The organism is Pseudomonas sp. S3_E10, assembly GCF_054667615.1.
Genome location: NZ_CP162743.1, coordinates 4,262,446 through 4,275,845 on the forward strand (window position 1 = coordinate 4,262,446; position 13,400 = coordinate 4,275,845).

Sequence of the window (13,400 nt, forward strand, 5' to 3'; positions counted from 1 at the left end):
CGTGTCAGGTATTTTTTATGTCGCTACGCGTCTGCATCCTGGAAACCGATATCCTGCGTCCAGGCTTGATCGATCAGTACCAAGGTTACGGGCAGATGTTCAAGCGCCTGTTCGCCAAGCAACCGATTGCCGCCGAGTTTGTGGTCTACAACGTGGTGCAAGGCGAATACCCGTCGGACGATGAGGTGTTCGATGCCTATCTGGTGACCGGCAGCAAGGCCGATTCATTCGGTACCGACCCCTGGATACAGACCCTCAAGACCTACCTGCTCCAGCGCTATGAGCGTGGCGACAAATTGCTGGGCATCTGTTTCGGTCACCAGCTATTGGCGCTGCTGCTCGGCGGCAAGGCTGAACGCGCCAGCAAAGGCTGGGGCATGGGCATCCATGATTACAAACTCGATACCAAGGCGCCGTGGATGAGCCCGGAGGTACCGGAACTGACGCTGTTAATCAGCCATCAGGACCAGGTCACCACCTTGCCGGACAATGCCACGGTCATTGCCTCCAGCGATTTCTGCCCGTTCGCCGCGTATCACATTGGCGACCAGGTGCTGTGCTTCCAAGGGCACCCGGAGTTCATCCACGACTATTCCCGCGAGCTGTTGGAGATTCTTCAGACAACGCTGGGTGAAACGATCTACACGAACGGCGTAGCGAGCCTTAAGCGTGACCACCACGGCGCCACGGTGGCGGAATGGATGATGCGCTTTGTGGCGCACAAACCTGAGGCGCGCGCTTAAAGCCAACCAGAGCGCTTGAAGCTGGCCCACAAGCCTGTGCAACCTGTCGCAATAAGCCCGAGCACCGCAAAATAGCCGTAGTGCCATTGCAGTTCGGGCATGTTCTGGAAGTTCATCCCATAAATCCCCGCCACTGCGGTGGGGAACGCGAGGATCGCCGCCCACGCGGCAAACTTGCGTTGCACCACGCTCTGGCGCGACGCCTCGAGTAACACACCGATCTCGATGGTCTGGCTGGCAATATCGCGTAGGGTGGTGAGGTCTTCCATTTGCCGTGTCACATGGATCTGCACGTCACGGAAATACGGGCGCATGTTCTTATCGATAAACGGGAAGCTCAGCTTCTGCAATTCCTGGCTGATCTCCACCATCGGCGCTACATAGCGCTTGAGCCGCAGCACGTCGCGGCGCAGGCCGTGGATCTTCTGGATGTCGCGTTCGCTGAGCGAGCTGCACAACACGTTGTGCTCCAGCTCATCGATCTCGGCGTGGATGGCCTCGCTGACCGGCTGGTAATTTTCGGTGACGAAATCCAGCAACGCATACAGTACGAAATCTTCCCCATGTTCCAACAATAGCGGCCGCGCCTCACAGCGCTGGCGCACAAAGCCGTAGGACGCCGAGTGACCGTTGCGCGCGGTGATGATATAGCCGGTGCCGGCGAAGATATGGGTCTCGATAAACTCCAGCTTGCCGTTCTCGCGCACCGGTGAGTAGGTGACGATAAACAGCGCATCGCCGAAGGTTTCCAGCTTGGGGCGGCTGTGTTTTTCCAGGGCGTCTTCGATAGCCAGTTCATGCAGGTTGAACTGGCGCTGCAGGTTGCTCAGCTCCTGGGCATTGGGCTCTTCCAGGCCGATCCACACAAAGTGCCCGGGTTTGGCGGCCCAGGCCGCGCCTTCATCAAGGGTGATATCCGTGACTTTCTTACCGGCGCTGTAGACGGCGGCTGCAACAACTCTACCCATGGTGCTGGTCACTTCTTATAAAGGGGACAGGTGTTGGGCAGCTTAGCTGGAAGGGAGTTCTATTGTTGCGGCGCTTTGAGTTCGCGGTCCATTGCGGCAATACATTCATCCATCTGCGCCTGGCAAGCCTGCATCAATGCTGGGACGTCATCCGACGTCAGCCCGACGGTAGGAATCGGCGTCAGCGAGCGTATGAGCACATCACCGCTGTTCCAGCGATTGAGCCGCATGTGGGTGACGTAATTGCTGACACACACCTGCACGATGGGCACGCCGGCCGCGATCGCCATATGAAACGCGCCTTTCTTGAATGGCCGCAGGCCTTTGCCGAGGTTGCGCGTGCCTTCCGGAAACACCCAGATCGAGGTGTCTTCATGCTGCAAGGTGTGCGTGGTGGTGAGTATCGCGCGGCGCGCCTTGTGCGCGTTGCCCCGGTCGATCAGCACATTGCCTGCCAGCCAGAACAACTGGCCGAACAGCGGTACCCATTTCAGGCTCTTCTTGGCGATACACACCGTACGGTAGGGCACCACGTTGCCACAGACAAACAGATCGTAATTGGACTGGTGATTGGCGATCACCACGCAGGTGCCAGGCTTGTTGCGCAACGAGTCGACATCGGCCTTCACGTTTAAACGCAATATCCACATGGCCGGCAACGCATACAGGCGAGCGCACAGGCGACTGTTGTCCGGGTTGAAAGGGCGACAGAGCCCAATCAACACGCCTAGCACGCCGGCGAGGATAAAGTGCAGGCCCATCAACAACATACGCAACAGGAAAAGCATCGACACGGCCTATGCGGGCAAAAGGTGGCTCAGTGTACGGTTGTGCACTGTATTCAGCAATTGCCCCTATAGAGGTAGGGGATGGCGTTTCGGATTTGCGTGTAAGAAAAAGCCCGACGAAGGTCGGGCTCTGGCACAACAACTGTAAGCACTTAGCTCAGGCTGTGGCTCTGGTCCCGAATGATCGCGTCGTCCAAGGCTTCCAGCAGCGCCTTACGCACTTTCAACTTGGTGTGCTTGTGGGCGTTCATATTGATCTTCTTCAACTGCCGCGCAGCTTCCAGGGCTGCTGCGTGCAAGTCTTCCGGTGCGACCACCTTATCGAGGAAACCGGCGTGCAACGCGCCTTGTGGATCAAACATCTCGGCATTGATCACCGAGCGATGGAACGCCGACTTGCGTAGACGATCCCGCGCCAACTCGATCCCGGCGTGGTGCATGGTCATGCCGATCGCCACTTCATTCAGGCCAATGCTGAACGGGCCTTCCACCCCAATCCGATAATCCGCCGACAGCAACAGGAAAGCGCCCTTGGCCACCGCATGCCCAGGGCACGCCACAATCACCGGGAACGGGTGGGACAGCAGGCGCCGCGCCAACGTCGAGCCCGACGTCACCAGGCTGATCGCCTCTTTTGGGCCGGCCGTCATTACCTTCAGGTCGTAACCACCCGACAAAATCCCCGGCGTGCCGGTGATCACCACCACCGCCCGATCTTTCTCGGCCTGGTCCAGCGCCTCATTAAACGCACTCACCACCGCCGGAGAAATGGCGTTCACCTTGCCGTTGCTCAAGGTCAGGGTCGCGATACCGTCTTCGAGGTGGTAGGCAATCAACTCACTCATGACGCGGTTCCTTGTAGGACTTGTTATAGAAGAATGCAGCAGACGTTACCCACCACGCCCGCGCCGGTAAAGCGCTGTGACTGACTGGCCAGTCAGGCTTTTCACTCAACCCCGCCCGCAAAAGGCCTGCCGCAGGGCGTAGTACCCAGCCTAGACCCTCTTTAACCTGCCCGAGATTGGCACAATCACCACCCCGTACCGGGGCGAATCCGGCATACCCGCCTAAGCGCATGAAAATTCTGAAAAAAACCTTTGCCATCAGCAAGGCTTTCGACTACATTAGCGCGCCTCGACAGACTGAACTGGTTTGACGAGATACGGTGAAGTGTCCGAGTGGCTTAAGGAGCACGCCTGGAAAGTGTGTATACAAGAAATTGTATCGAGAGTTCGAATCTCTCCTTCACCGCCACATTAAGTAAACACAAACCCCCGGTTTTCTAGCGAAAGCCGGGGGTTTGTGGTTTCTGGCGTTTGTAAAAAACAGGCAGGACCCCTGCGGGCTGGCTCTCAGGACAGTGCATACTTGTTCGAAATCTTTGGTAACTCTCCCGCCCCAGCCGGACTGCGTAAATGACCACCCGACCGAAGCCCAAGCTCAACCTTCGCACTCTGATCCTTATTTTTGTCCTGCTCTCTGCGGTCGCAACCCTGGCCAACAGTTTCTGGGTGATGTTCAAGATTCGTAAGCAGGAATTGATTGAGAACGCGCTGGAGGTCAACAAAGCCTATGCCTATAGGATCGCCACGAGTGTCGAGCAGGTATTGCGCTCCGACCTCGATAAGTTGAAGTACGCTTCAGCCGCCATTGGCAAAACGTTTGACGACAAGCGCTATCTGACAGAAGAAACTCAGCGCCTGCTTGGGCAGGATGCCAGTTTCAACTCCGTACTTATCGCCGATGCCACCGGAACCATTATCGCGTCAGCCCCCGAGAGCCTCGCGCTCAATGGCCGTACCCTGCAACACAAGGAACCGCTCAGCCTTCGCGCGCCGATCATCAGCAATGCGTTTGAGTCCATCGCGGGTAATCTGGTGGTGTTTATCTCCCAGCCCGTGTTCGATGGGAAAGGTCAGTATCTGGGCGTTATAGGGGGCAGTGTCCGACTTGAGCAGAGGAATACACTCCAGGCATTGATGGACACCAATGTGCGCCGGGATGGCGCGCATGTTTACTTGATCGATAGCTCACGCCGGGTGCTTTATCACAACGATCCCGAGCAAATCGGCAACATTGTCGCAAAGGGTTCGATCGCCGACGCCGCGCTCAGTCAAGACGCGGGTACGTTGCAGGCAGCGGATGAAAATGGCGTGGAAATGCTCGCGGGGTTCGCCAAGGTAGCCAGCAGCGGTTGGGGAGTGATTTCGCAGCAGCCACTCGACAACATACACGCGCTCCTGCGCCAGACCATGGTCAAGGTTGCACAAGGGATAGCGCCCCTTGCGCTGTTCGGAATCCTCCTGATCTGGTGGTTGGGGGCAAGGATCTCAGCGCCGCTGTCCAAGCTCGCCGACTGCGCCAAACGGTTGGATACGCCTGACAGCTACGAGCGGATCAGTGCAGTCCCGGCGCACTATTTCGAAAGCTGGCAGATTCGCAGGGCGCTGCTATTGGGTGCCAGCCTGCTACAGGAAAAAATCGGCAAGCTGAACCAGCAAGCCCAAACCGATGCATTGACAGGCTTGGCCAATCGTCGAGCGATGCAGGACATTCTGTCGCGTTGGCAGGACGCCGATAAAATGTTCGCCGTCGTTTCCGTGGACATCGATCACTTCAAGCGCGTCAACGACACGTTTGGCCATGCTGTGGGGGATCACACATTGCGGGCCATCGCGGCGCTCATGCAGCAGAATTCACGCTCCAACGACTTGGCCTGCCGGGTCGGGGGAGAGGAGTTCGTACTGCTATTGCCCAACAGTTCGCTTCAGGCCGCAGCCGACGTCGCCGAGCGACTACGATGCTCGATTGCGGCAGCGGATATCGACACAGTCGGGCACATCACCGTCTCGCTTGGCGTGGCGCTTTGGCACCCCGCAAGTGAACCGATCTCTGCCGTGCTTGAGAGGGCTGACCGGTTGTTGTACCAAGCCAAGCAAGAAGGGCGTAATCGGGTCGTGGTGGAGCAGGCCTGAAGGGGCCTCGCAGCCGAGGTCAAAACCCGGGAAGGGTTGGCCTCGTCATGCTGGGTACGCAGCTGTCCAGCCTCATGCTAAAGATGCAACCACGCCAAACTTCCTAACACCACGGCTACCCCTGCCGCCGTATACGCCAAGCGTTTCAACCACTCCTTTCTTGTCAGCAACGTAATCGCCGCCAGCGAAATTGCGATCTGAATCGCGGTCATTGCCTGGGCCCAGCGGTGATGCTGGTGCAGGGCCTGTTCGGATTTTTCATCCCATTGCCGAGACGTGGCCTCAAGTTTCTCCGCTTGTTTGCGCACGTCTTCCTTCTGGTTTTTGTAGCGTTCGCTCTCGTCCTTGTAATGCGCGGCGTCCACGCCGGGAATATGCATGGCCAGTTCCGCCAGGTTCTGTCGGCTGGATTTGGCCTGGTAGTAATTCCACTGGTTGGCGGCTTCGGTCTTGAAGATGGCGGCGTTGTTCTTATCCATCGCCGCTTCGCTTTCGGTGGAGCCGGCCTGGTAGCTGAGCATGGCGCCGAGGGTGGCCATCAGTGCGGTCATCACGGCAATGCGGCTGGCGAAATTGTCCCCGCGGGCGTGGGCATGTTCGGTGGTGTGTTCGAGATGTTTTTCGTGGGGGCTGGGGACTTCGAAGGCTTCGGACATGGCGGCGGCTATGAAGGGGCTGAGGGACTGTGATTCTTCACCACCGCAGCTGTCTCAAGCCTGTCGATAACGTCGGATCAGCCGGGTGTACACCGCGATATTGAAGCACCCACTGGATTTGCGGCGTCAGCCCGGCCGGGTAGATCAAGGTGAGGATGTAGTGTTCGACAGCACAAGGCTGTCGGCGGCGAGACGGTAGAGCATGGCGGGCACTTCAGAAAGGCGAGGCGCACAGTCTAAAGGGTTGCTCGCAGGTAAGCGCGGCCGCTATTGTGCTGAATCCATTTAGTCCTTCCTCCCAGGATCTGTTGTGATGAATGCACCGCGTACCGCTGCTCCGATCAAGGCTGTGATTTTCGATATGGACGGGTTGTTGCTGGATACTGAAGGCATCTACACCGAAGTCACGCAGATCATTGCCGAGCGTTATGGTCGTACCTATGACTGGGGGATCAAGCAGCACATCATTGGGCGCGGGGCACAGGACCTGGCGGATTATGTGGTCAAGGCGTTGAATCTACCGATCACCCCGGCGCAGTTTCTGGAAATCCGTGAGCCGCTGATGAGCGAGCGCTTCCCCAAGGCCCTGGGCATGCCCGGTGCCGAGGCGCTGGTGCGGCACTTGAAGGCGCACAATATTCCGATTGCCGTGGGCACCAGTTCGTCGCGCAATTCGTTTGGCCACAAGACCACGCTGCACCGCGAGTGGTTTGGCTTGTTCGACACGATCGTGACCGCTGACGACCCGGAAGTCGGTGCTGCCAAACCTGCGCCGGATATCTTCCTCACCGCTGCCCGCCGCCTGGGCGTGGCGCCCGAAGATTGCCTGGTGTTCGAAGACTCGCCGTTTGGCGTCACCGCTGCCAAGGCGGCCCATATGACCGCCATCGCCGTGCCCGATGAAGCCATGGCCGACAGCAAGTACCAGCATGCCGACCAGATCATCCGCAAACTCGCGGACTTTGACCTGGCTGCGTACGGCCTGCCGCCCCTCTCCTGAACCTGTCGGTCAAAATGTGGGGGCAGGCTCCCGATGGCGGTGTGACAGTTGGTATCGTTATTGACTGAACCACCACCATCGGCAGTACGCCCCACATTGGGTTTTGCATTTCTGCAGAAAACCTATGCGCTGAACCCGCCATCGATGGTCAGGCTGGCGCCAGTGATGTAGCCGGCTTCCGGGCCTGCGAGGTAAGCCACAAAGCTGGCGATTTCCTCTACGTGGCCATAACGCCCCACCGCCATCAAATTCATCAAGCTTGCCGCGAACTCAGTGTTCGCCGGGTTCATATCGGTGTCCACCGGCCCAGGCTGCACGTTATTGATGGTAATACCCCGTGGCCCCAGATCCCGCGCCAAGCCCTTGGTCAATCCCACCAGCGCGGCCTTGCTCATGGCATACGGCCCGCCACCGCCAAACGGCATGCGCTCGGCATTGGTGCTGCCGATATTGATCACCCGGCCACCTTCGCCCATATGCCGGGCCGCTTCCTGGGTGGCGATAAACACGCTGCGTACGTTGATCGCCAGGGTCTGGTCGAAGTCTTCCAGTTTGAAATCTTCCAGCGGGGCGATGGCCAGCACGCCGGCGTTGTTCACCAGGATATCCAGGCGCCCAAAAGCGGCGACGGTGGCGTTGACGGCGTTGCGAATCGCGCTGGCATCGGCGCTGTCGGCCTGAATCGCCAGGGCTTTGCCGCCTTCGTTGATCACGCTGTTCTGCAATTCTTCAGCCTTGGCGGCTGAGCTCACGTAAGTAAAGGCGACGGCTGCGCCTTGTGCTGCAAGACGTTTGACGATGGCGGCGCCGATGCCGCGAGAACCGCCTTGAATCAAGGCGACTTTGCCGCTGAGGTTAGGGGTGGTCATGTCGATCTCCTGGCTGTGCAAGGCCCAATGCCTTGTTGTTGGATCCGAGTATCGACCCCGCCCACCCCAACCGGTAGACCGTGATTGCTATAGTCTGTGTAAACCAAAAGTTTAGAGTATGGTCTTATGGAGAGCTTTGGCAGTATCGAATGCTTCGTACGCAGCGCCGAAGGTGGCAGCTTTGCCGAAGCCGCGCGCCACCTGAGCCTGACGCCGGCGGCGGTGGGCAAAAGCGTGGCCAAGCTGGAAGTGCGCCTGGGTGTGCGGTTGTTCCAGCGCAGCACGCGCCGTCTCGCGCTGACCGAGGCCGGCAAGCTGTTCCTCGAAGAGGTCAGCGCCAGCCTCATCACCATCCAGAATGCCGTGGCCAACCTGGCCAGCGCCGAGGGGCGGCCGGTGGGCACGCTCAAGGTCAGCATGGGCACGGTGTTCGGCAATCGCTATGTGGTGCCTTTGCTTGGCGCGTTCATGCAACGTTTTCCGGATATCCGCCCGGACTGGCATTTCGATAATCGCCAAGTCGACCTGATCGGCCAGGGCTTTGATGCCGCCATCGGCGGTGGTTTCGAACTGCCCCAGGGTGTGGTGGCGCGCAAGTTGACCCCGGCGCACCGGGTGCTGGTGGCCTCGCCGGATTACCTGGCGAAGCGCCCGCCGGTGTCGGTGCCTGAGGATTTGGCACGTTGCACCGGCATCCTCATCCGTTCACCGCAAACCGGCCGTGTGCGTTCCTGGCAATTGACCAGCATCGAGCGCGACCACAGCCCGTTGGTGCTCAAGCCCGGCATGACCATGAGCGACTCCGAAGCCGCCTGCTGCGCCAGCGCCCAGGGCCTGGGCATCGCCCTGGTCAGCATGCCGATGGCCGTGCCGTTCCTCGACAGCGGCGCGGTGGTTCGGGTGTTGCCCGATTGGTATGTGGATGACGGCAATATCTCCATCTACTACGCCGAGCATAAATTGCTGCCCGGCAAGACCCGGGCGTTTGTGGATTTCATCATCGAGCAGTTCGCCGAGCAGAACTTGGGCCAGAGGTTCAGCGCACTCTAAGGCCAGGCTCAGTTCAAAGCGTGTGTGGGGGCGTGCCCCGATAGCAGTGGGTCAGTCATCCATCAGCCAGCTGACACCCTCGCATCGGGAGCAAGCCCCCACATTCGATCTCAACGGCCGAACGTGCCCGGCCAGCCCATGATCTTTTTAGGCCTTGGCGTCGCATAAGTCCGAATTTTGGACGTCGACAGCCCCAACCGCACCAACGATTCGGCAATCGTCACCGCCGCCGTCACCCCATCCACCACCGGCACGCCGGTGCGCTGGCGAATGTGTTCGTCCAACCCGGCCATGCCGCCGCAGCCCAGGCAGATCACTTCGGCCTTGTCTTCCCCAATGGCCAGCTCCGCCTGGCGCACAATGGCTTCCATGGCGGCCAGCGGGTTTTCTTCCAATTCCAGCACAGCCATGCCGCTGGCCCGCACCGAGGCGCAGCGTTGGTACAGGCCGGCGAGCTTCAGGCGGTCTTCAATCAGCGGCACCGTGCGGTCCAGGGTGGTCACCACCGAATAAGCGTGGCCCAGGAACATGGCGGTGCTGGCGGCGGCTTCGGTGATATCCACCACCGGCACGTTCAACAATTCCTGCAAGCCTTCGCGGCCATGTTCGCCGTAGCCGGCCTGGATCACTGCGTCGAATGGCTGGTCGTAAGCCATGACCCGGTCCATCACGGCGATGGCCGCCAGGTAGCTTTCGAAATTGCCCTCCACCGACTCGGCGCCAAAGTACGGGGTGAGCCCGACGATTTCGGTGCCCGGCGCCGCCACGGCCCGCGCTTGCTGGGCGATGGTGTCGGTGATGGAGGCGGTGGTGTTGACGTTGACCACGAGGATACGCATGGAATGTCCTTGATTAATGACTGACGTTATCGACTGCAATGCTTTCGCCGCTGACATCGGCGTAAAACGGTTCGCGCTTGGCGATCAGCAGGTACAGCACCCCTGCAATACTGGCGCCAAACAGCCAGGAAAACGGCGAGACGCTGGCAAAACCCGGCAACAGCGCCAGCAGGATGGCGATCACCGCCGCAGGAATAAACGCCGCGACGGCACGTAAATTGACCCCACGGCTGTAGTGATAAACGCCTTTCGGATCTTCGCTGTACAACTGCGGTACATCCACCTGGCTTTTACGGATCAGCCAGTAATCAACCATGATCACCCCGTACAGCGGCCCCAGCAGCGCGCCCAGGCCGGAGAGGAAATACACAATCACCAAGGGGCTGTTGTAGAGGTTCCACGGCAGGATCAACACCGCCACGGTAGCGCTGATCAACCCGGCACGCCGAAAGTTCAGGTACTTGGGCGCCAGGTTGCTCAGCACAAAGGCCGGGGCGACGAAATTGGCCATGATGTTCACCGCCACGGTGACAATCAGGAACGCCAGGCAACCCAGCACGAGAAAGAAGGTGTTGGGGATGGCGGCGATGATTTCGGTGGGGCTTTCGATCACTCGGCCATTGAGCTGAAATTGCCCGCCGCACAGCAGCACGGTGATGGCGGCGAACACCAGGATGTTCACCGGCAGGCCCCAGAAATTACCGACCTGTATGGTTCTGCGGCACGGTGAAGAGCGGGCGAAATCACAGAAGTTGAGGATCAGCGTGCCGTAGATCGCCAACCACAGCGCGCCGCCGGCAAAGATATTGCGCCACATCTCGCCGCCGCTCAGGGGTTCGCGGATCGACCAGGCAATATTGCCGCCCGCCTGGAAGTACATCCAGCCGGCCAAGGCAGCCATCGTTGCCAGGATCACCGGCCCGGCGAAGCCTTCGTAGCGCCGCACCATCTCCATGCCGTAGGCCAGGATCACCAGTTGCACGAACCAGATCGCCACAAAACACACCCAACCCAGGGTGGATAAGCCCAGGATCGCGTTGTGGTCATACTCGGCAAAGCCTGGATGAATTGCCGTCAGCAGCACGCGGAAAACCACCGATGCCAGGTAGGTCTGGATACCAAACCAGGCAATCGCAATCACCGCACGGATCAGCGCCGGAAGCTGCGCGCCATGAATACCGAAACTGATACGGCTGATCACCGGGAACGGCACCCCGGTCTTCTGGCCCATATACCCCGACAGGTTCATGAAGAAGTACACCAGCGCCGCGCCGATCCCCAGGGACAGCAGGATTTGCCAACCGCCCAGGCCCAGCGCATACAGGCCGATGGCGAACGAATAATTGGCGATGTTGTGCACGTCATTGGTCCACAGCGCAAAAATGCTATAGCGCCCCCAACGCCGGCCTTCCACCTTGGTAGGCGCCAGGTCCTTGTTGTGCAGGCGTGGGCTGAGTACCAGCGGGCCGGCGGCCTCGGGGTTCAAGGCTGAAGAGGGCAGATCCAGTGCGAGGTCATTCGAGAGGCTAGTACGCATTCCGGCAGGCTCCAGCACATCTGCAGCAAAGCGGCGGATGGCAAAGTGTATGTAGGTTTTGTATTTATTGTATACAAAGCACTTTTCACCTTAAGCCACATGCGTGCCAGTTTTGGATCTATGAAAACCCTGGCTAATTTCGTTTTAATAGGGGATCTAAATAACTGGCTGAATTTAAAGATTTATAAATTGACCGATTGAACAGTTATTTATTTTTAAGGTGTAAGCGTGGGGTTCAACGAGACAGACGATAGTCGGGGGCAGGTGTTACGTTATGGTGCGTCTGAATAAGAATTGCACACATAAATGGCACCAATGGTTACATTTGTGTGTACATTTCAAGCCTAAATACAAAACAAATGTGGGAGGGGGCTTGCCTCCGATAGCGGTGTTTCAGTCAAACATACGCTGACTGACAGACCGCTATCGGGGCAAGCCCCCTCCCACATTTTCCAACCGCGTCAACCCTCACGCCTTGCTGATGATGTTCCCCGCGTGCAGCCCGCATTCCTTCTGCGTGGCCTCTTCCCACCACCAGCGGCCTTCGCGCTCATGTTGGTTGGGCAACACCGGCCGGGTGCATGGCTCGCAGCCGATGCTGATAAAGCCGCGCTCATGCAGGCTGTTGTAGGGCAGTTCCAGCATGCGGATATAACCCCAGATCTCTTCGCTGGTCATTTGCGCCAACGGGTTGAACTTGTACAGGGTGCGTTCCGGGGTGGAAAAGGCTGTGTCGATCTCCAGCACCGCCACCTGGCTGCGGGTGCCGGGGCTCTGGTCGCGGCGTTGGCCGGTGGCCCAGGCGCTCACGCCGGACAATTTGCGGCGCAGCGGTTCGATCTTGCGCACGCCGCAGCATTCGCCATGGCCATCCTTGTAGAAGCTGAACAGGCCCTTTTCCTTGACGAACGGCTCCAGCTTGCTCTGGTCCGGCGAGATCAGTTCGATGTCGATTTTGTAGAACTCGCGTACCTGCTCGATAAATCGGTAGGTCTCCGGATGCAGGCGGCCGGTGTCGAGGCTGAACACCTTGACGTTCTTGTTCAGCTTCCAGGCCATGTCCACCAGCACCACGTCCTCGGCACCGCTGAAAGAGATCCACAGGTCATCGCCGAACTGGCTGAACGCCAGCTTGAGAATGTCCTGGGCGGATTTGTTGGCATAGGTCGTGGCGAGTTCAACGACGTCGAAGGCTTGGTTCATTAGGACGGTTCCTACAGGTCAGTGGCGCTGAGCGCTCTCTAGGTGGGCGATGGTAACAAAATCCGCTCTGCGTTGCGGCGGCGAGCTTGAATCGCTAGAGTTCGGCAGTCGTTTTGCCCGCTCAACCAATAAATCCAATGGAGTGTCTTGTGGAAATTGCCTGTCTTGACCTGGAAGGGGTGCTGGTTCCGGAAATCTGGATCGCCTTCGCCGAAAAAACCGGTATCCAATCCCTGCGGGCCACCACCCGCGACATTCCCGACTACGACGTGCTGATGCAGCAACGTCTGCGCATCCTCGACGAACACGGGCTCAAGCTTGCCGACATACAGGCCGTGATCGCCACGCTCAAGCCGCTGGAAGGCGCCATCGAGTTCGTCAATTGGCTGCGCGAGCGCTTCCAGGTGGTGATCCTGTCCGACACGTTCTACGAGTTCTCCCAGCCGCTGATGCGCCAACTGGGCTTCCCGACCTTGCTTTGCCACCGTCTGATCACCGATGAAAATGACCGGGTGATCAGCTACCAACTGCGCCAGAAAGACCCCAAGCGCCAGTCGGTGCTGGCGTTCAAGAGCCTGTACTACCGCGTGATCGCCGCCGGCGATTCCTACAACGACACCACCATGCTGGGCGAAGCCGACCGTGGGATTCTGTTCCACGCGCCGGAGAATGTGATTCGCGAGTTCCCGCAGTTCCCAGCGGTGCATACGTTTGAGGATTTGAAGCGGGAGTTCATCAAGGCTTCGAATCGGACGTTGAGCCTGTAAGTCAT

The 13,400-nt window shown here is 58.9% G+C and carries 13 protein-coding genes and 1 tRNA gene; 6 read left to right on the top strand and 8 right to left on the bottom strand.

Annotation, left to right across the window (positions count from 1 at the left end):
* The first annotated feature begins 17 nt into the window (after positions 1–17).
* The gene (locus AB4N98_RS19590) at positions 18–743 is read left to right on the top strand and encodes an amidotransferase (protein WP_017527416.1); all 726 of its coding nucleotides are present in this window, start codon (positions 18–20) and stop codon (positions 741–743) included.
* On the opposite strand, the gene AB4N98_RS19595 is transcribed toward AB4N98_RS19590, so the two are convergent.
* The 3 genes from AB4N98_RS19595 to AB4N98_RS19605 form a co-directional block, all read right to left on the bottom strand.
* A complete protein-coding gene (locus AB4N98_RS19595) occupies positions 740–1,711 on the bottom strand; it encodes a magnesium and cobalt transport protein CorA (RefSeq protein ID WP_017527417.1) in 972 nt (323 codons plus the stop codon). The genes AB4N98_RS19590 and AB4N98_RS19595 overlap by 4 nt on opposite strands.
* 59 nt (positions 1,712–1,770) lie before the next feature.
* Entirely contained in the window at positions 1,771–2,499 is a 729-nt protein-coding gene (locus tag AB4N98_RS19600; RefSeq protein WP_017527418.1) for a 1-acylglycerol-3-phosphate O-acyltransferase, read from the bottom strand.
* A gap of 152 nt (positions 2,500–2,651) precedes the next feature.
* Positions 2,652–3,344, bottom strand: coding sequence for a crotonase/enoyl-CoA hydratase family protein (locus AB4N98_RS19605; RefSeq protein ID WP_017527419.1), 693 nt, complete (start codon positions 3,342–3,344; stop codon positions 2,652–2,654).
* A 319-nt stretch (positions 3,345–3,663) separates the two neighbouring features.
* Here AB4N98_RS19605 and AB4N98_RS19610 point away from each other — a divergent pair.
* Together AB4N98_RS19610 and AB4N98_RS19615 are read left to right on the top strand one after the other, a co-directional pair.
* Positions 3,664–3,753, top strand: a tRNA-Ser gene (locus AB4N98_RS19610).
* A gap of 161 nt (positions 3,754–3,914) precedes the next feature.
* Complete coding sequence (locus AB4N98_RS19615; protein WP_017527428.1) at positions 3,915–5,474, top strand: sensor domain-containing diguanylate cyclase; 1,560 nt, start codon at positions 3,915–3,917, stop codon at positions 5,472–5,474.
* 77 nt (positions 5,475–5,551) lie between these two features.
* Here AB4N98_RS19615 and AB4N98_RS19620 read toward each other — a convergent pair whose 3' ends face one another.
* Complete coding sequence (locus AB4N98_RS19620; RefSeq protein ID WP_017527429.1) at positions 5,552–6,130, bottom strand: DUF4337 domain-containing protein; 579 nt, start codon at positions 6,128–6,130, stop codon at positions 5,552–5,554.
* A gap of 313 nt (positions 6,131–6,443) precedes the next feature.
* Between AB4N98_RS19620 and AB4N98_RS19625 the strand changes: the two genes are divergently transcribed.
* On the top strand, positions 6,444–7,130 hold the full coding sequence (locus AB4N98_RS19625; RefSeq protein WP_116079297.1) for an HAD-IA family hydrolase: 687 nt from the start codon (positions 6,444–6,446) through the stop codon (positions 7,128–7,130).
* A gap of 122 nt (positions 7,131–7,252) precedes the next feature.
* Here the strand turns inward: AB4N98_RS19625 and AB4N98_RS19630 are convergent, their stop codons facing one another.
* On the bottom strand, positions 7,253–7,999 hold the full coding sequence (locus tag AB4N98_RS19630) for a 3-oxoacyl-ACP reductase family protein (RefSeq protein ID WP_460148870.1): 747 nt from the start codon (positions 7,997–7,999) through the stop codon (positions 7,253–7,255).
* A 126-nt stretch (positions 8,000–8,125) separates the two neighbouring features.
* Between AB4N98_RS19630 and AB4N98_RS19635 the strand changes: the two genes are divergently transcribed.
* Positions 8,126–9,049, top strand: coding sequence for a LysR family transcriptional regulator (locus tag AB4N98_RS19635; protein WP_065878227.1), 924 nt, complete (start codon positions 8,126–8,128; stop codon positions 9,047–9,049).
* 110 nt (positions 9,050–9,159) lie between these two features.
* Here AB4N98_RS19635 and AB4N98_RS19640 read toward each other — a convergent pair whose 3' ends face one another.
* The 3 genes from AB4N98_RS19640 to AB4N98_RS19650 form a co-directional block, all read right to left on the bottom strand.
* Complete coding sequence (locus AB4N98_RS19640) at positions 9,160–9,888, bottom strand: aspartate/glutamate racemase family protein (RefSeq protein ID WP_065878222.1); 729 nt, start codon at positions 9,886–9,888, stop codon at positions 9,160–9,162.
* 13 nt (positions 9,889–9,901) lie between these two features.
* Positions 9,902–11,425, bottom strand: coding sequence for an NCS1 family nucleobase:cation symporter-1 (locus AB4N98_RS19645; RefSeq protein WP_460148871.1), 1,524 nt, complete (start codon positions 11,423–11,425; stop codon positions 9,902–9,904).
* Positions 11,426–11,893: 468 nt separating this feature from the next.
* On the bottom strand, positions 11,894–12,628 hold the full coding sequence (locus tag AB4N98_RS19650) for a phosphoadenylyl-sulfate reductase (protein ID WP_065878221.1): 735 nt from the start codon (positions 12,626–12,628) through the stop codon (positions 11,894–11,896).
* A 149-nt stretch (positions 12,629–12,777) separates the two neighbouring features.
* Between AB4N98_RS19650 and thrH the strand changes: the two genes are divergently transcribed.
* On the top strand, positions 12,778–13,395 hold the full coding sequence (thrH, locus tag AB4N98_RS19655; RefSeq protein WP_017527437.1) for a bifunctional phosphoserine phosphatase/homoserine phosphotransferase ThrH: 618 nt from the start codon (positions 12,778–12,780) through the stop codon (positions 13,393–13,395).
* Positions 13,396–13,400: the final 5 nt, after the last annotated feature.